General features: G+C 63.6%; 12 protein-coding genes. 1 reads left to right on the forward strand and 11 read right to left on the reverse strand.

Annotated features, from left to right (window positions below):
• Nucleotides 1-6: 6 nt before the first annotated feature.
• The 8 genes from AC731_RS01315 to AC731_RS01350 all read right to left on the reverse strand — a co-directional run bounded on the left by AC731_RS01315 (nt 7) and on the right by AC731_RS01350 (nt 11,564).
• Nucleotides 7-4,068, reverse strand: a complete 4,062-nt coding sequence (locus AC731_RS01315) for a glycosyltransferase (RefSeq protein ID WP_048708777.1) — start codon at nt 4,066-4,068, stop codon at nt 7-9.
• On the reverse strand, nt 4,055-4,786 hold the full coding sequence (locus AC731_RS01320; protein WP_048708778.1) for a WbqC family protein: 732 nt from the start codon (nt 4,784-4,786) through the stop codon (nt 4,055-4,057). Before AC731_RS01320 ends, AC731_RS01315 begins: the two co-directional genes overlap by 14 nt.
• Nucleotides 4,783-5,997, reverse strand: a complete 1,215-nt coding sequence (locus AC731_RS01325) for a DegT/DnrJ/EryC1/StrS family aminotransferase (RefSeq protein ID WP_048708780.1) — start codon at nt 5,995-5,997, stop codon at nt 4,783-4,785. The genes AC731_RS01320 and AC731_RS01325 overlap by 4 nt, the downstream gene beginning before the upstream one ends.
• The gene (locus tag AC731_RS01330; RefSeq protein WP_048708781.1) at nt 5,994-7,196 is read right to left on the reverse strand and encodes a DegT/DnrJ/EryC1/StrS family aminotransferase; all 1,203 of its coding nucleotides are present in this window, start codon (nt 7,194-7,196) and stop codon (nt 5,994-5,996) included. The genes AC731_RS01325 and AC731_RS01330 overlap by 4 nt, the downstream gene beginning before the upstream one ends.
• 10 nt (nt 7,197-7,206) lie before the next feature.
• A complete protein-coding gene (locus AC731_RS01335) occupies nt 7,207-8,013 on the reverse strand; it encodes a sulfotransferase (protein WP_048708782.1) in 807 nt (268 codons plus the stop codon).
• A gap of 8 nt (nt 8,014-8,021) precedes the next feature.
• Nucleotides 8,022-8,726 carry a class I SAM-dependent methyltransferase gene (locus AC731_RS01340; protein ID WP_048708783.1) on the reverse strand — a complete coding sequence of 235 codons (705 nt, stop codon included), beginning with the start codon at nt 8,724-8,726 and terminating at the stop codon, nt 8,022-8,024.
• A complete protein-coding gene (locus AC731_RS01345) occupies nt 8,698-9,756 on the reverse strand; it encodes a hypothetical protein (protein WP_156480627.1) in 1,059 nt (352 codons plus the stop codon). Before AC731_RS01345 ends, AC731_RS01340 begins: the two co-directional genes overlap by 29 nt.
• A gap of 326 nt (nt 9,757-10,082) precedes the next feature.
• Nucleotides 10,083-11,564, reverse strand: coding sequence for a flagellin (locus AC731_RS01350; RefSeq protein ID WP_048708786.1), 1,482 nt, complete (start codon nt 11,562-11,564; stop codon nt 10,083-10,085).
• A 348-nt stretch (nt 11,565-11,912) separates the two neighbouring features.
• Between AC731_RS01350 and AC731_RS01355 the strand changes: the two genes are divergently transcribed.
• Nucleotides 11,913-12,464: a GrpB family protein gene (locus AC731_RS01355; RefSeq protein ID WP_237266582.1), complete on the forward strand. Its 552-nt coding sequence runs from the start codon at nt 11,913-11,915 to the stop codon at nt 12,462-12,464.
• Between the two features lie 58 nt (nt 12,465-12,522).
• Here AC731_RS01355 and lpdA read toward each other — a convergent pair whose 3' ends face one another.
• From lpdA to aceE, 3 genes are read right to left on the reverse strand one after another with little or no spacing between them, the layout of a single operon-like run.
• Complete coding sequence (gene lpdA, locus AC731_RS01360; RefSeq protein WP_048708790.1) at nt 12,523-14,283, reverse strand: dihydrolipoyl dehydrogenase; 1,761 nt, start codon at nt 14,281-14,283, stop codon at nt 12,523-12,525.
• A gap of 10 nt (nt 14,284-14,293) precedes the next feature.
• Nucleotides 14,294-15,967, reverse strand: coding sequence for a dihydrolipoyllysine-residue acetyltransferase (aceF, locus tag AC731_RS01365; protein ID WP_048708792.1), 1,674 nt, complete (start codon nt 15,965-15,967; stop codon nt 14,294-14,296).
• A gap of 20 nt (nt 15,968-15,987) precedes the next feature.
• On the reverse strand, nt 15,988-18,669 hold the full coding sequence (gene aceE / locus AC731_RS01370; RefSeq protein ID WP_048708793.1) for a pyruvate dehydrogenase (acetyl-transferring), homodimeric type: 2,682 nt from the start codon (nt 18,667-18,669) through the stop codon (nt 15,988-15,990).
• Nucleotides 18,670-18,959: the final 290 nt, after the last annotated feature.

Below are 18,959 nucleotides of genomic sequence, written 5' to 3' on the forward strand. Positions count from 1 at the left end.
GGACTCTCAGCGCGGCTTTCGCATCACGATCAGTGCCTGCGGGAGCTTTCCCTCGTCGATGAATGCGACGGGTTCCAGATAGCGCGACCAGACGCGGTCGACGAATCCGGGTGGCACCAGGGCTTCGCCGTAGAAGCTGGAGGGGCGCGCATCGCCACCCCCAGTCGCGGAGTAGAGGAACTCGCCCCGGTCATAGGCAGCATGGCAGGCCGCGACGTCGGTGAAGGACTGTGCGAGCTTGAGATGCCAAGGGTGCGTGATCTCGCCCGTCCGTCGAATCTGCTCGCAGTACTCGATGAAGCCTCGGCCCTGCGTGGTGATCGCGATCATGCCGCCGGGAGCAAGGATGCGAGCGAACTCCTCGATCCATGCGGTGGCAGCCGCTTCCGACAGATGCGAAAAGACCGAGTAGGCAATGACCAGATCGAAACCGCCGGCCTGAAGCTGCGTGGGCGGGGTGGGTGGCACCACCTCGAAGCTGCAACAGGGAAAGGTGTTGCGGCAAACGTCGATCAGGCTGGGATCGACATCGACGCCAACAATGTTGTCGGGTGAGATCTCCTTCATGAAGATGCGCGCATAGCGTCCCCAGCCAGTACCGAAGTCGAGGAGCCGGGTGGTAGCCGTGAGCGGATGATCTTGATCGGCGCACAGCGTCTTCACCGTGCGGTAGAAGTTGAACCCCTCGCGCAGCGCCGATTCGTTGCTTGATCCGACAATGCCTGTCTGAAGACCTTCGGCGGGAAACCCGGGAAGTGGAAAGCCCTGGTAGGCGGGCGTGTCCACGCTGCGGATGAGGACCTTGAGCCAGTCCTCGTCGGAGAGTGCATGGATTCGTGCCCAGGCGATGTTGCGTGCTCCGGTGCTCGGGTTCCCGGCGAGGCTGCGTAGCTCGGCCCGGAGCTCCGCGACCTCGGCCTGGAGGCGGTCGTTCTCCGCACGGGTCGCCGCAAGTTGGCTCACCAGTGACTCGTGTTCGTCGAGCGCCTTCCGCTGCTCGGGCGATGGCGTGCGCAGGTCGGAAAGCAGTCTCGCCCAGGCGATCGGTCCGAGTGCCGGTACCTTGCCGAGAATGTCGCGCACCAGGCCGTAATCGTCGTTGCCAGCGAAACCTGAGCGCAGGATGGGACTGAGTGTGGCGAGTGCTTCCTCGTACTGCTGTTCGATGCCTTGCACGAGTGCAAGGTTGCGCCGGGCGGTGACGGATTCCGGGTCGCGCTCCAGTGCCATGCTGAACAAAGAGATCGCGGTTTCAACGTCGCCCTGCCGTACTGCGAGACAGCCGAGGTCATGGTAAGCGCCTGACAACTGTGTTTCCGCCTGCACCATGGCCGTCAGAATGTCGGCGGCGTCGGCAAGCTGGTCCTTGGCGATGAGGCTACGGGCAGTCTCAAGTTGCTGGCGATCGTGATCGATGTCGATGATCTGCATGGCAGGCGTTCCGATGGGGTTGTCCGGTGCGTCTTGGGTGGTTGCGGCGTGGGTTGGCACAGTGTCGTGCGAGGCCGATAAGGGGGGGCTGGAGTGGGACGGTACGACCGTAGGAGGGGAGACCGGTGTTGGCACAACCATGGCTGCGGCGAAGTTGCGTAGCGTCTGCAGGGCTTCCTCGTGGCGGGAGAGGGTTGTGCGCAGTGTCACAGCCTCGTGGCGCAGATCGGTGAGCAGCCGCGCCCAGGCGACCGCGGACAACTCGGGTGCCGCGCCGAGGATACGGCGCACCAAGGTGAGTGCCTCGGCATCGTTCGGGTGCAGTCGCAAGAAGGGGCCGAGTGTGGCGAGACCGCCCTCGAAATCGCCGCGTCCGGCCTGCAGCATCGATGCGCCGAATGCCGCGCGGGCGCAATCGGGTGCAAGGGTCGCCGCAGCGCGCATCAGCTCGAGGGCTGCGTCCTGGTCATCCTGTTTGAGCGCAATCTCGGCCAGATCGGCATAGACCTCCCACACGGCCGACTCCTCTGTCGCGAGCGCGATCAGTGCTTCGGCCGCCTCCGCTACATGGCCCGCGGCCATCAACGCTGCAGCCGCGTCGTAGCGCTGGCGATCGGTCTGTGGGGCCGGGTCTTTCAGCGCTGCGGGCTCCGCTGCCAATGCGGCGTCGGCGAGTCGGATCACCGCTGCGGCAAGCGGTTCGACGGGGGCCGTCGTCCTGACGTCGTTTGAGCGGGCCGCGAGACGGCGGTTGAGCGGCAGTGTCGGATCAATCCGCCATTCCCGTTTCCCGGGCTCGCGGTGAGGAACAGGCGGATGCGGGTCTTGCACGAAACCGAGTGAGCGCGAGCCGCGCTCCACCTTGGCCCAGGATTCTGCAATGAGTTCGCGGATTTCGGGGCGCGCCTGATTCTGTCCGGGGTGGATGCGGAACCGGCTGAGGGGGCGAGTGAGATACACCGCCTCTCCCTGCGATAGCAGGTTGTGCCATGTCGCAATGTCGCCGACGACCCGGATGTCGTCATGGCCGTCGAACGAGGCGTAGTGCGGTCGTATCCATGCTAGATCGGTGCGGCGGAACATCACCGTCGTCGGCTCGCCAATGAAGTTCGACTGCAGCGCGATCACTGCGCCGGCCAGCGCTTCACCACGGAACACGCAGTCGTGCTCTGCGAGCGCCTCGGTGTGGTGGTCGTCGGGCAGAGGCGCGCCATCGCCGTCGATGCGCTGACGACGCGAGAACACCAGCGCGGCCTCTGGGGCGCGGCGGAAGGCTGCCACCATATGCTCGACGCAGTCGGGTTCGAGGAGATCGTCGTCGCACAGGAACTTGATGAAATCGCCGCGCGCTCGTTCGAGGCACTGTATGAAGTTTGCGCGACCGCCGATATTGACCGGGTTCGTGACCCACTCGATGCGGTCGTCCGCGCGGTGGCAGTCGGCGATCCGCCGCAGCAGATCGCCACCACTGTCGTCACAGACGAGGATATGCAGCCGAGGATAGGTCTGCGCCAGCGCACTCTCGAGGCAGGCGGAAAAATGTGCCGGTTTGAAGGCTGGGATTGCAACTGTCACCAGCGGCACCTCGCCTGCCCCCAGGCGGTGGTCCGGGGTGCGCAGTGTCAGTGCGCCGCTGCGAGGGGCAGCATCGACGAAGCCTGCGTAGCGAGCGCGGTCGACGAGTTGGGCGCGAGTCTCGTCATCGACGGCCTCGACGCGAAGCGTGCCGCCAGGGCGCAGCATGCGTCGATAGCCGCGCAGACGGCGAAGCTGTTCGCCAGCGGACTTGGCTGTCAAGGTGCCGTCATCGTCGATGGCTGCCAGCGTCGAAAAAGGGTCGGGCAGAAGAATGCTGGCGTCCGTTTGCAGCGTGGCGTTAGTCGAGGAGGCGGCTGCGCTGCTTGCCGTTTCGGCGGGCGCGATCGCTTGAGGGGCGACACGGGAGAAGATGAACGCGTGGTTCTCGAAGCGTGCCAAGTCGAGCACCTGTCCCCAATTGTGCGAGAACACCGGTTCGAAGCCGAGTGTGGCCATCGTCGCGATCAGGTCGTCGTCGGTGATGCCCCATTGCCAGATGTGATGGACGTCACGCCAGTTGCGATCGTGTGCGGGGTGTTTCTGGTCTAGCTTGCGGAACAAATCTGCATAGGTCGGATGGGCGCGATCGTGAGGTACGTTGCTGAAGTACGCATCCTCGCCCAGATCGAGCAACCTGACGGTGTGCTCGCCGGTGTACTGCTGGTTGAAGATCAGGATGTGTGACGCGCGTGCGGCATACATGCTCAGTATCTCGTGCCAATCCGGTCGTACTTGGTGAAGCAGTGTGTCGAACAGGAACACAACATCGAAAGGGGGCAATTGGGCGAAGACTTCTGCATCGCCGAAGTTCCCCTGTACATAGGTCAGGCGAGGCTCGTTCGCGAGCGCGCTGAGGAAGTTCGCTGTCGGATGTGTGTCGACCTCCGTGCCCCCCAGGCAGCCCCGTTGAGCGAGCGCATGGAACGCGTACACGCCATGCACCGCCCAGAGGCCGCCAAGGTCGATGAAGCGCCACGGGCCCGCGATGCGGCTGGCCACCTGCTCGATCAACTCGAGCTTGCCAGGATGCGGAGGATTGACGATTTCAGTCTGATTCATGGCGAGGGGCTTCGGATCGAAGATGGCGGAGGTAGGTTCCAATGTCGTTCGGGCTGCACCACATCAGCACGTCGAGGATCGAAAGATTGGGCTCGAAGGCATAGGGGCTGCAGTCATAGCGCAGGTCGTTCATTTCGGTGAACTCAAGTGCGATCTCTTTCGCGGCCCACTCTTCGGGGTGAAAGATATCGCGTCCTCCGGGAGGGTTGAGGTAGGCCTTCGCTCCCAAGCGGGCTGCAATGCGTAGCGCCCACTGACCGGCGTGCTCGACGTCGTCGATGGTGAAACCGAGTTGCGAGCAGCGCTGGGGCGCGAAGGATATGCCGAGCCGTTCTGCGACCGCGGCGAGGCTCGCAAGGTTGAGGCCGACCAGCGTATCGGTATCCGGGCGAGAGAAGGTGTCACGCACAAGATCGATTACGCCATGGAAATGCGGGGCGTGACGGCGGTAGTGCTGGAACTGGGCCAGCAGCCTGCGTTCAGCCTCGCCGCGCGCAACCAGTCGGATCGCAGACAGTGCCGTCCCGTGCGGCATTTTCTGCACTGGGATACAGAAATACTGCCAGCCACACGTAGGGTGCAGGATTCGGTTGCGATTCATCCAACTGCGCCGGTTGTACTGCACGATATCGAACGCAACCCATTGGTCGACCTGCGCCATGAGTTCGAAATAACCGATGTAGGGAAAGGGATAGGGTTGCATGATGCCGAGTTTCATGCGGTCGGAATTCCGTCGGGGCGCTTTCGCAAGTGGCGGGCAATTGCGTCCGATTCTGCACTGGCGAGATCGATCAGGTCGCAGATCCGTTCGGCGACGTCGTATGTGATGGTGGGGCCGAGCGGAATCTGCAGGGTTCGACGACAGAGCGTTTCGGTGCAGGGCAGGGTGACGTCACCGTGCTGTTCGACATAGGGATAAAGGCGATTGACGCCGGGATGGAAGTAGCGCCGTGCCTGGATGTTCTCGGCGCGGAGCAACTCCAGCAATTCGTCGCGTGTCAGTCTCGCTTCATCGTCCAGCTCGAGTACCGCATACTGGTAATTGTGTGCCTCGCCGTCCGGGTAATCGTAGAGCCGGACTCCGCACCAGGCGGGCGAGCGCTCGCGATACCGAGTGAATATGCGGCGATTGTGGTCGCGGTGCATCTCGAAGTGCCGCAGAGATAGCAATGCCATTGCGGCTTGCGCTTCGCTCATCTTGCCGTTGATGCGCAGGCCGACATCGGCGAAGGTGCCGCTTTGATGAAAGTTGCGAATGGTCCGCGCGCGAGCGGCGATCTCGTCATCATTAGTGGTCAGGCAGCCGCCTTCCGCGCCGCTGACGATCTTGGTGGCATGAAACGAGAAGGCCTCTATGCGGCCGAGACCGCCGATCGGCTTGCCGGCATGGGTGCATCCGAAGGCGTGTGCGGCATCGTAGAAGAGTTGGATGCCGTGCAGGTCGCAGAGTGTCTGAAGACCGACGGGGTCGCATGGCCTTCCCCAAAGGTGAACGCCGAGGACCGCGCAGGTCCTTGGGCCAATCCGGGGTGCCACCGTCGCAGCGGTCAAACCATGCGTGTCAGGATCCACGTCGGCGAACACCGGTTCCAGGCCTGCCCATGTAAGCGCCTGTACGGTACCTGGAAACGTGAACGCCGGCACGATGACTTCACCATCAAGGCGCAATGCACGCGCAGCGATCATCAGCGCGATCGTGCCATTCGTGACGCAGATTGCATGTTGAACGCCGAGTTGGCGTTCGACGGCCGCCTCCAATTCGGCAACGCGTGGTCCGTGATTCGTGTAGTAGCCGCGCTCGAAGATGTCGGTGAACATATCCTCGAACTCGGACCAGGGCGGGAGGTTGACCTGTCCGACCGAAATTTCCTCGGCGAAGCTTGGAGGGCCTCCGAAAAGGGCCAGTTGTTCCAGCGAGCTCTTCTTCATTTCGCATCCTGATGCGCGGCGAGTGCGGCACGTATGGCGGCGGCGTTGGACGAAACGAACTGGACCAGCGATGCAAGCCGTGCGATATCCGTCGTGTTCACCATTTCCCCCGTTGGCATCTGAACGATGCATTGGGCCAACGCCTCGGCGACCGGCAAGGAACGATGCCGCGAATCGTCTTGCAGATGCAGTGCGGGGGCGTAGTACGCGCGGGCCAATGCCCCCTCGGCGCGAAGGATGGAGACGAGCGCATCACGCGGGATCGGCCAGTCTGTTGCCAGTTTGAGAAGGGGGAACTCGGCATTGGTGGCTTCATCTCCTGGATAAGGTATCCAGGAGATGCCCGGAATGCCTCGAAACGCTTGCTGGTAGGCGTCGAGCCGGGCATGGTTGCGTGAGATGACGACCGGCAACTTGTCCAATGAGGCAAGCGCGCTGGCCGCATGGACTTCATTGAGCTTGCCATTCAGCCCAAGTGTGTCGATTGATGATTCGCCCGAGTAGCCGAAATTGCGTTTGCGGCGCATCAAGGCAGCGAGCTCGTCGTCGTTCGTCGTGATGTACCCCCCTTCGAATCCGTTGAGCAACTTGGTTGCGTGAAGACTGAATACCTCCGCGATACCGAAGCCGCCGATCGGTTTCCCGCGGAAGGTGGCACCCAGACCGTGAACTGCGTCAAACAGCAGTGGCAGCCCGAACTGCTCGCACATTGCCGAGAGCTCGTCGATCGGGCAGGGGCTGTTGGCCTGATGTACGCCTAGCATCATGATCGTGTCATCACGCAGTGCGTCGGCAACGCTGGTTGCCGTAAGGGTATGGGTGTCAGGGGCGACATCGCAGAAGACGGGCGTCAGCCCTGCCCAGCGGACGATATGAGGCAGTCCGGTGTACGTGAATGTGGGGATTACGACGCTGCCCTTGCGACCGTCGGCAATGGTCTCGATGAGGGTGATGAGCGCCAGCCCTGCGTTCGCGTAGGCAATGCAATGCCTGACTGCGTGGTAATCGGCCAGCCGTGCTTCCAGTTCCTGCACCAGAGGGCCGTTGTTCGACAGGCGGCGGGAATCGAAAGCACTCTTCATTAGTGAGAAGAAGCGTTCGGTGTCGGGTTTCGCGAGCTGACCGATTGGCCGGGGGCGATCGAACAGGGGCCGTCCACCAAACAGGGCAAGATCGGCAACAGCGTGTTTGTCGGTCATGGCGGTTGCCTCAAGACAAGAAGGACGCAAGCGGCGTGCCTTCGAGCTCGGCGACGATGGCTGTGCTGATCGCCGGATCGAGAGAGGCTGTCCAGCGGGAGGTAACACTTGGGTGCTTGAATACCGCGCGCGGATGGTCCTTGTGCTCGACTTGCGACTCGCGCAGGAACGTCTCGGTCTGCGAATGGAGTGTCAATCCAAGCGTGTCGAGCACGCTGGTAGTGCACGCGATCGGCGTGCAAACCCACTTTTCATAGTGAGCCAGGTGGAACCGGTTGGGGTAGCGCTGAGCGAGATTCAGGTACAGCAGGGCGACCGCCTTCCAGTCCTCGAATCCCCAATACTCCCCAGGCGCCGTCTTGCGGCAGCGCCCGCTTCGCCATTCGGTGCTTGGGTCTGCACCGGCAGGGAATTCGAGCGGATTGCTCAGCCATGAGTGAATCGCAGCACGCGGATCCCGTACGATGCCGATGACGTGGGCGTTAGGGACGAGATCGAGCAGGTGGGGCAGAAGATGGTGATATCGCGTTGATTTGATTGCAAGAATGGACGGTGTCGCGTCACGCTCGGGGAAGTGCGGCACCAGCGCATCGCGGCGCAGATAGTCTTGGTCGAGGTACTCGCTACGCGTGTCATAAGTGTCCTGCAGCAATGCCGACCATTCATCGGCGGTACTGTGCTCGTTCAAGGCGTTCTTGAACTCGTACGAGAACAGCGGGCAGAGCTTGTAGCGCACGGAGGGGTGCGAGGCGAAGATCTGGCCGATCCAGTTCGTACCTGAACGGGGCATGCCCGCGATCCATACGATTTTCTGCATTGAGCGCCTCAAACAAGCGGGGTGAGAATCGCGTCAAAACGATAATGGGCAGCGTAGAAGTCAGCGGGCATGAGCCGCGTTTGGCAGTGCCAGCCGCTTCGCTGTGCCAAGGCAATGAAGCCCTGTTGAGTATGCCAGACGCCGATTGCTGACCGGGGCGTATCGAGTTCGGGGGTGCCAGGCATGTCCCTGCCGAAGAATTCGGTCGCCCGGTCGCGATCGGGAATGTTTCCGATCACGATCCGAGAGATTCTCGGACATTTGGTGCGCAGCAGGGCCAGAACGGCGCCTGCCCGCTCGGGGGACAAGTACTGCAGCGAACCGTAACACACGGCTTTGGTGAAATCGCTCCGTAGATCCGCTGACTGGAGGTAGTCCAGGACTTCCGACAGGAGAAAACGTTCGGGTCTATCGGGTGCGAAGCGGCTGCGTGCCACTTCGATCAGGTAGGGTGAAGCGTCCACGCCGACACCGTCTGCACACGCCGCGAACCAGTGTGTCGATAGCGCGCCATTTCCGCAGCACAGATCAAGCAGAACGTCACTTTCAGACAGGGCCAGTGCGGCCGAGGTGTTGCTCAGAATCAGCTGGATCTGTTCTTCGGGCAAGGGCGTGCCCTGGACGGTACGCTTTACCTGTCCCCAGAGATCATTGGGGTCGCAGGTTCGTGCATGGGCATCATAGCTATCGTTTTCGGGCGTGGAAGGCTTCATTGCGGGTTTCCGTATCGGTCGGCTGGGTCATCAGCAGCCAAGCGAATATTGCCGCCAGTTTCTCTGGGCTGAGTGGGGGGGGGGGCGCTGCATCGTCATGCCCAGCGGGGTCCAGAGGGAATAGTTCCTCTCTGCCGAAATAGGTGTTGGCCACGAATCGGTTGCCCGCCGCGTAACGTTTGCGGATGACGCAACGGCTCGCCTTGGTATGTAGTGGCGTGTCGTCGAGACCCAAGGTGGCGGCCTCCGCTGAAAGACGGATCAATTGTTTGTGATAGCGGCGTTTTTCGGGCGTTGGTAAGGGCAGGCGATTGATGACGCGTTGGAACTCGAGCAGGTCTCTTACCAGACGCGGATTTGCTTTGCAATCAGCGGATTCCAGCTCCACAGTGGAAATGCCGAGCAACGCGGTGAAGTCGCGGCAAACATCGAAATCGGGCTCGTCCGCGTAAAGGCGCACGACGACACGTTGCCGACCGAACACCTTCGCCCATTGGGCCAATCTGTCTTCGTAGTCCCATAGGTCGTCATAGTCGTCTATGCTCTGCTCGAAACTCGCACTGTAGCCGAGGGCCTTCACCAACTGGTTGTACCAGGATTCGATTGCATCCTCCTGGCGCCGGATGTAAACGACGACGGCAACCGAGTCGGGCGTGTAGCCGAGCGTGTCGAGCATGTCCCTGACGCTCGTGGGGTTCGACAGCCAGTAGAAATTCTCGCTACTCAGGATCAGGTGGGCGCCCGGGCGAATGTCGAGTAATTGTCGAAGGCGCTCGAGCAGCGCCCCGATGGATTCGGTTTGGGGGGTCGCCCATTCCGGATAACCTCCGCCCGTGAGAAACGCAAGGTCATGTTGACCGAAGCCGCGTTCGATGGAACTCGGATACACAAAGCCTGCGTTTGCAAGGTGTTCGCGACGCTGCGTCAGGAAGTGCTGAAGGGCCGTCGATCCTGTTTTGGGCGCGCCGATGTGGAGAACACAGCGTGTACGCTCGGGAAGCGAGCTGTCTTCTGCAAGTGATGTCGACATGGGCTTTGTAGTGTCAGGTGGTCTGTCTCTCGCGACGCCAGTCCTTCGAGGAGCAGGCAGGTCTGTATCCTTGCGCGCGTCGATCGGGAACAGAGCGTACATCACGGCTTAGGACACAGCGAGCTGCACGCCTCCACGTTGCGATGGGGTTTAGAGTACTGCATCCGTTGACGGCTAATTGAGTCGAATAGGCACGGAATCCGCCTACTTATCGAAAATGTCCGCCTAGTGTCGGCTGTATCGATACAGCCGTCATCGTGTCCTCGCTTCGCGCAAAAAAAAGAGAGTCCCTTGTGGGGACTCTCCTGGAGCGCGTTCTTGGTGCCTTACCCCTGCAGCAACGACAACACCTGCTGCGGCAGCGCGTTGGCCTGGGATAGCATTGCCGTACCGGCCTGCTGGAGGATCTGAGCGCGGGTCAGGTTGGCCGTCTCCGCCGCGAAGTCTGTATCCCGAATCCGGGAACGGGACGCAGACAGGTTCTCGGACGAAATCTGCAGGTTGGCGATCGTGGTTTCGAAGCGCGACTGCAGGGCGCCGAACTTGGCGCGCTGGCCATTGATTGCGGACAGCGCCGCGTCGACCATCGCCAGCGTCCGCTGTGACGATTCGACGGAGCTGACGTCCAGATTGCTGACGGCCTGCAATTGCGACGCAGCCGACGTGTTGTTGAAGAAGTCCGTCGTGTTCGGCGCCTGAATGCTGAAAGAGCGATCGGAGTCGATGATCAGCTGGCCCGTGCCGATCGCCGTGGCTCCGGCCGCCGTCGAGGTCCCGCCGATGGTGGCGGTTGCAGAGCCGGAGGCCGAGTTGGCGATCGTGATGTTCTCGCCCGAGGCGTTTAGCAGGGTGATGCCGTCGCCCGAATCGTTGACCCGCGCGGTGACACCCGTTTTGGCCGACACGTCGTTGAACGCATTGATCGCGGAGGCAAGTCCATCGTTGTCTTCGGTACCGATCGTGAATGAGATCGTGACAGCCGTGCTGTTATCGGAGGTGACGTCGAACTTGTAGCTTGTGTTCGGCGTGCTGAAGTCGATGTCGAACTCGGTCCGTGCGGTCGCGGTCACGCCAGTCGTCCCGCTTTCCCCGTTGATCAGTCCAGCTACGTTCTTGGCTGAAGCGCCAGGGGCGGTTAACACGCTCGCCGTGCCCGCTGCGCCGCTGATCGTGATTGTTCCGCCTGCAACACGATTGGCCGCGGCGGCAGAGGATGGCAGGGCAAACTCGGTGCTGCCGGGTGTCAGATCACCTTCGGCGCCAGAGTTGGCAGCCGCTTGCGCCCCAATCCGATAGCCACCATATTGGCTTGTGCTGAAGTTTGCTGTGGTGGCCTGGATGGTCTGGCCGGCATTTGCACCGATCTGGAAGGTCGCGGTTGCGAACGTGCCGTCGAGCAGCTTGCGACCGTTGAACTCCGTGGACTTGGCGATCCGGTCGAGTTCCGCGGTCAGCTGGTTCACTTCCGCGTTCAGGGCTTGCCGGTCGGAGGCGGAGTTGGTGGCATTGGCCGACTGCACGGCGAGTTCGCGGACGCGCTGCAGGATGTCCCCGGCGGACTGCAAGGCGCCCTCGGCCGTTTGTGCCAGCGAGATGCCGTCGTTGGCGTTGCGCCGCGCCTGATCCTGACCGCGGATCTGGGACGTCATCCGCTCGGAAATCGCCAGGCCCGCCGCGTCGTCCTTGGCGCTGTTGATGCGCAGACCCGAGGACAGGCGCTGCAGCGAGGTCGCGAGCGAGCCCTGCGAGGTGTTCAGGTTGCGCTGCGCGTTGAGCGAAGCGATGTTGGTGTTGATGACTTGAGCCATGATTGATCTCCGAGGGTGTCCGTTGCGTTTGCAGTACGGCCAGCGTTGTCGGAATGCCAGGTCCGGGGGTAGAACGTGGTCGTGCTTGACAGGCTCTTAGCGAATACCGTGCCAAGCAGACAAATCCGATTCTATGGGGGTGGGGAGGCGCGCAAAGGCCGGAAAATGCCGGTTTACAGGCGCCAATTCGGCAAACCTTGCCGGTCTTGCCGTGTTGTGGATGGGCGGATTGCCGGTGGCGTCGTGCAGCACTGCGCGACGCACAAGGATTGCCGGAGACGATTCCGGCGTGGAGTCTCATCCCCAGCCGCTGATATATTCAGGGCCATGAGAGCCAAGGCGCCGCACGTGACCCGAGCTTTGGGTGAGCGCATCGACATCGTCCCCTACGACGCCGCCTGGCCAGCGAGTTTCGAGGCCGAGGCGGCCGAACTGCGCCGCCTGCTGCCGTCGGAGCTGGTCGGTCGCATCGAGCACTTCGGCAGCACGGCGGTGCCGGGGCTGGCGGCGAAGCCCATCATCGACATGATGGCCGAGGTTCCGTCGCTGGCCGTGGTGGCGCAGCGCATCGCACCGATCCTGACCCCGCTTGGCTACGAGTTCTTCTGGCGCGATGCCGAGCGCGGCCTGCCGGGCATCGCCTACGCCTGGTTCATCAAGCGCGACGCCGAGGGGCATCGCACGCACCATATCCATTGTCTTGAAGCGCGCTCGTCGGAATGGGAGCGTCTGCTGTTCCGCGACTACCTCCGCGCGCATCCCGAGACAGCGCGCGAGTACGACGCGCTGAAGCGTCGTATTGCCGAGAAGCATCCGGATGACCGGGTGGCTTATTCGAAGGCGAAGACGGGTTTCGTCCGGCGTGTGATGGATGCCGTGCGGCGGGAATCCACCCGCTGAAAAAGGGAAACCCGCCTTTCGGCGGGTTTCTTCTGACGATGTCTTGCCGCCTTCGCGTTTACTTCTTGCGCATCGGCGGCAGGTCGGTGCAGCTGCCGTGGGCCACTTCGGCCGCCATGCCCACCGTCTCGCCCAGGGTCGGGTGCGGGTGGATGGTCTTGCCGATGTCGACCGCGTCGGCGCCCATCTCGATCGCCAGGCAGACCTCGCCGATCATGTCGCCGGCCGACGGGCCGACGATGGTGCCGCCGATGACGCGGTGCGTTTCGGCGTCGAAGATCAGCTTGGTGAAGCCGTAGTCGGCGCCGTTGGCGATGGCGCGGCCGGATGCCGCCCACGGGAACTTGGCGGTCTCGACCTTCTTGCCTTCGGCCTTGGCCTGCGCCTCGGTGTAGCCGACCCAGGCCACTTCGGGGTGGGTGTAGGCCACGCCCGGGATCACGGTGGCGTCGAAAGCGGCCTTATGGCCCGCAGCGACTTCGGCCGCGACGTGCGCCTCATGTACCGCCTTGTGGGCGAGCATGGGCTGGCCGACGATGTCGCCGATGGCGAAGATGTGCGGCACGTTGGTGCGCATCTGCGCATCCACCGGGATGAAGCCGCGCTCGCCGACGATGACGCCCGCCTTGTCTGCGCCGATCTTCTTGCCGTTGGGCGCGCGGCCGGCCGACTGCAGGATCATGTCGTAGCGCACGGGCTCGGCAGGCGCCTTGTCGCCCTCGAACTTCACCCACAGGCCGTCTTCCTTGGCCTCGACCGCGACGGTCTTTGTCTTCAGCATGATGTTGTCGAAGCGGTGGGCGTTCTGCTTCTCCCACACCTTGACCGCGTCGCGGTCCGGCCCCTGCATCAGGCCGTCCATCATCTCGACGACGTCGATGCGCGCGCCCAGCGTGGAATACACCGTGGCCATTTCCAGGCCGATGATGCCGCCGCCGATGACCAGCATCTTGCCCGGCACCTGACGCAGCTCCAGCGCGCCGGTGGAATCGACGATGCGCGGGTCCTTCGGAATGAAGGGCAGGTGCACCGCAGCGGAGCCCGCGGCGATGATGCACTGCTTGAACTTCACCACCTTCTTGGCGCCGGTCTTGTCCTGGCTGGTGCCGGTGGTTTCCTCGACCTCGAGATGATGCGGGTCGAGGAAGTGGCCGTAGCCGCGGATGACGTCGACCTTGCGTGCCTTGGCCATGCCGGCCAGGCCGCCGGTGAGCTTGCCGATGACGCCGTCCTTGTGCTTGCGCAGCGCGTCGACGTCCACCGTGGGCTTGGCGAACTTGATGCCGGCGGTGTCGACGTGCTCGGCTTCCTCGATGACCGCGGCGACGTGCAGCAGCGCCTTGGACGGAATGCAGCCCACGTTCAGGCACACGCCGCCGAGGCTGGCATAACGCTCGATGATCGCGGTCTTGAGGCCGAGGTCGGCGGCGCGGAAGGCCGCCGAGTAGCCGCCGGGGCCGGCGCCGAGCACGACCAGGTCGTATTCGACATCGGCGCTACCGCCGTGCGCAGCGGCGGCGGGTGCAGTCGCGGGCGCGGTGGTCGGGGCGGGCGCCTCTGCCGAGGTCGCTGCCGAGGCAGTCGTTGACTCGACCTTCAGCAGCACCGCGCCCTCGGCGACCTTGTCGCCGACCGCGACCAGCACTTCCTTGACCACGCCGGCGGCCGAGGACGGCACGTCCATCGTCGCCTTGTCGGATTCGAGCGTGCAGATCGCGTCGTCTACATTGATGCTGTCGCCGACCTTTACGAACAGCTCGATGACCGGCACGGAATCGAAATCGCCGATGTCCGGAACCTTCACTTCAACTAGGCTCATGGCGATCTCCTTACAGCATCACGCGGCGGAAATCCGCCAGCAGTTGCGCGAGGTACACGTTGAAGCGGGTGGCCAGCGCGCCGTCGATGACGCGGTGGTCCGCCGTCAGCGACATCGGCAGCGTCAGGCGCGGCACGAATTGCTTGCCGTCCCACACCGGCTTCATCACCGACTTGTTGACGCCCAGGATGGCGACTTCCGGCGCATTGACGATCGGGGCGAAGTAGGTGCCACCGATGCCGCCCAGCGAGCTGATCGTGAAGCAGGCGCCGGACATGTCGGCCGGGCCGAGCTTGCCGTCGCGCGCCTTTTTGGCCAGCGCGCCGGTCTCAGAAGCGATCTCGAACACGCTCTTCTTGTCGGCGTCCTTCACCACCGGCACGACCAGGCCGTTCGGGGTGTCGGCCGCGAAGGCGATGTTGAAGTACTTCTTGTAGACCAGATTGTCGCCGTCGAGCGAGGTGTTGAACTCGGGGAACTCCTGCAGCGCACGCACCGAGGCCTTGATGATGAAGGCGAGCATGGTGAGCTTCTTGCCCGACTTCTCGTACTCCTTGTTCATCTGCACCCGGAAGGCTTCCAGGTCGGTGATGTCGGCATCCTCGTGGTAGGTCACCGCCGGGATCATCACCCAGTTGCGGGCGAGGTTCTGGCCGGAGATCTTCTTGATGCGCGACAGCGGCTTGACCTCGACCTCGCCGAACTTGGCGAAATCGACCTTGGGCCACGGCAACAGATCAAGGCCTCCGCCCAGGCTTGCGCCGGCGGCCGCAGCCGGGGTCTTGCCCGGGACCACGCCGGTCGTCATCGCGCCCTTGATGAAGGCGGCGACGTCTTCCTTGAGGATGCGACCCTTCGGACCGGTGGCCCTGACCTGACCGAGATCGACGCCCAGCTCGCGGGCGAAGGCGCGCACCGAGGGGCTGGCGTGCACCTTGCCGCCGACCTTGACGGCGGACGGCGCGGCAGCCGGCATCGCCGCCGGGGCGCTGGCAGCGGGGCTGCCGTCGGCCAGTGGGGCGGGCGAGGGTGCGGCAGCCGGGGCTGCTGCGGCGGCAACAGGGGCGACCGGAACGGCGGCAACGGCGGCGCCTGCGGTCTCGACCTTCAGCAGCACGCTGCCTTCGCCGACCTTGTCGCCGACCTTGACCAGCACTTCCTTGACCACACCAGCAGCCGACGAGGGCACGTCCATCGTGGCCTTGTCCGATTCCAGCGTGGCGATGGCGTCATCCACCTTGATGGTGTCGCCGACCTTCACGAACAGTTCGATGACGGGTACGGCGTCGAAGTCGCCGATGTCCGGCACCTTCACGTCGACCACGCCACCGGCGGCGGCCGGGGCCGCAGGGGCAGGCGCTGGGGCAGCTGCGGCGGCAACCGCAGGCGCCGTGGCTGGCGCAGGCGCGGCCGCGACCGGTGCCGGGGCTGCGGCGGCAGCACCCGACGCCTCGACCTTGATCAGCACGGTGCCTTCGGCAACCTTGTCGCCGATGCCGACCAGGATCTCCTTGACCACGCCGGCGGCGGACGAGGGCACGTCCATCGTCGCCTTGTCCGATTCCAGCGTCGCGATCGCGTCATCGACGGCGATGGTGTCGCCGACCTTCACGAACAGCTCGATCACCGGCACGGCGTCGAAGTCGCCGATGTCCGGAACCTTCACTTCAATGAGTTGGCTCATGTTCTTGTCTCCTTGCCTGCTCAGACCGACATCGGGTTCGGCTTGGCCGGGTCGAGGTTGTACTTGACCATCGCCGCGGCGACCTTGTCGCGGCCGATCACGCCGTCATCGGCCAGCGCCTTCAGTGCGGCCAGCGTGACCCATTGGCGATCCACCTCGAAGAAGTGGCGCAGCTGCTCGCGGGTGTCGGAGCGGCCGAAACCGTCGGTGCCCAGCGTGACGTAAGTGCGGTCGAGCTGCGAGCGGATCTGCTCGGGGAACATGCGGATGTAGTCGGTGGCGGCAACGATCGGACCTTCGAAGCCGGCCAGCTTCTGCTGCACGTGGGTCTTCTTCGGCTCTTCCATCGGGTGCAGCAGGTTCCAGCGCTCGATGTCGTGGCCGTTGCGGGCCAGTTCGTTGAAGCTGGGCGCGCCCCAGATGTCGGCCTCGACGCCCCAGTCGGCCTTCAGCAGTTCGGCGGCGGCGATCACTTCGCGGAAGATCGTGCCCGAGCCCATCAGCTGCACGCGCGGGGCCTTGGCCTCGGCGCCCTTGCGGAACAGGTACAGGCCCTTGAGGATGTCGCTCTCGGCCCCGGCCGGCATCTCGGGATGTTCGTAGTTCTCGTTCATCACCGTGATGTAGTAGTAGATGTCCTCCTGCTCGGCGAACATCCGGCGCATGCCGTCCTGCACGATCACCGCGACTTCGTACTGGAAGGTCGGGTCGTAGCTGACGCAGTTCGGGATCATGTTGGCCATCAGCAGGCTGTGGCCGTCCTCGTGCTGCAGGCCTTCGCCGTTCAGCGTGGTGCGGCCGGCGGTGCCGCCGATCATGAAGCCACGGGTGCGCTGGTCGGCTGCCGCCCAGCACAGGTCCATGGTGCGCTGCAGGCCGAACATCGAATAGAAGATGTAGAACGGCACCATCTGCACGCCATGCACGCTGTAGGCCGTGCCGGCGGCGATCCAGTCGGCCATCGCGCCGGCTTCGTTGATGCCTTCCTGCAGCACCTGGCCGGTCTGGCTTTCCTTGTAGAACATGAGCTGGTCATGGTCTTCCGGTACGTACTTCTGGCCTTCCTGGTTCCAGATGCCGTACTGGCGGAACATGCCTTCCATGCCGAAGGTGCGGCTCTCGTCCGGCACGATCGGCACGATGTGCTTGCCGATCTGCTTGTCCTTCAGCAGCGTGTTCATGATGCGCACGATGGCCATCGTCGTCGACAGCTCGCGACCCTCGCCCGAGGCCTTGAGCAGCGCGGCAAAGGCGTCCAGCGCGGGCACGGCCAGCGGCTCGGCCTTGGTGCGGCGCTGCGGCAGGAAGCCGCCCAGGTCCATGCGGCGCTGCATCATGTACTTGTATTCGGCCGAGCCTTCCTCGAACTTCAGGTAGGGCAGATCCTCCAGCTTGTCGTCCGGCACCGGCAGGCCGAAGCGGTCGCGGAAGCGGCGGATCGCGTCGACATCCATCTTCTTCTGCTGGTGCGAGATGTTCATCGCCTCGCCGGCCTGACCCATGCCGAAGCCCTTGATCGTCTTGGCGAGGATCAGCGTGGGCTGGCCCTTGTGCTCGGAGGCGGCCTTGTAGGCGGCGAAGATCTTGAACAGGTCGTGGCCGCCGCGGTTGAGCTGCCACACCTGGTCGTCGGTCCAGTCGGCCACCAGCGCCTTGAGTTCGGGCGTGTTGAAGAAGTGCTCGCGCACATAGGCGCCGTCCTTGGCCTTGAAGGTCTGGTACTCGCCGTCGCAGGCTTCCATCATGCGGCGCTTGAGGATGCCCTTCTTGTCGCGAGCGAACAGCGCGTCCCAGGCCGTACCCCAGATGACCTTGATGACGTTCCAGCCCGCGCCGCGGAACTCGGACTCGAGCTCCTGGATGATCTTGCCGTTGCCGCGCACCGGGCCGTCCAGGCGCTGCAGGTTGCAGTTGATGACGAAGACCAGGTTGTCGAGCTTTTCGCGCGCGGCCATGCCGATGGCGCCCAGCGATTCGACCTCGTCGGTCTCGCCGTCACCGAGGAAGGCCCACACCTTGCGCTTCTCGGCGCGGGCGGCGTCGATCATGCCGCGGCTGGCCATGTACTTCATGAAGCGCGCCTGGTAGATGGCGCACAGCGGGCCCAGGCCCATCGACACGGTGGGGAACTGCCAGAAGTCGGGCATCAGCCAGGGGTGCGGGTAGGACGAGATGCCCTTGCCGCCCACTTCCTGGCGGAAGTTGTCCATCTGCGCTTCGGTCAGGCGGCCCAGCATGAAGGCGCGGGCATAGACGCCAGGCACCGAGTGGCCCTGGAAATAGATCATGTCGCCGTCGTGCTGCTCGGAGGGCGCGTGCCAGAAGTGCGAGAAGCCGACGTCGTACAGGGCAGCCGCCGAGGCGAACGAGGCGATGTGGCCGCCGACGTTGGTGTTCTTGTTCGCGCGCACCACCATCGCCATCGCGTTCCAGCGGATGTAGGAGTGCAGCTTGATTTCCATGTCAGCGTCGCCGGGGTAGGGCGGCTGCTGTTCGGCCGGAATCGTGTTGATGTACTCGGTGGTGGCCGAGTAGGGGATGTTCACCCCTTCCTGGCGGGCGGTCGCGATCAGGGTCTCGATCAGGTAGTGGGCACGCTGCGGGCCTTCGTGTTCGACGACGGCCGCGAGTGCTTCGATCCATTCCTTCGTTTCCTGCGCATCCGTGTCGGTTTGCGGGAGAACGTTGCTGATTCCGGTCATGGTTTGTCTCCTCATGACGTTCGGTTGGCGAACCCTGCCTGGTGGGCAGGACACTGTTTGGTACGGACGCAGCCCTCCCGACAACCGGATGGCTGATTTTTCGAACTATAAAACGCCTTTTCGCTATGTGCAATATCTAAATCAGGGAGGTGCACGCGGACGGCGCAACGGGGCGTTCGCGGCGGCGCCGTGGAATGGAACAGAAACGGCGCGCTCACATGGATGAGGGCGCCGTCGTTTGGGCAGGGTCAGGACTTGGGAAAAGGATCGGCCGGGGGCGAGGGAGGGAG

Source organism: Thauera humireducens (genome assembly GCF_001051995.2).
Classification (GTDB): domain Bacteria; phylum Pseudomonadota; class Gammaproteobacteria; order Burkholderiales; family Rhodocyclaceae; genus Thauera; species Thauera humireducens.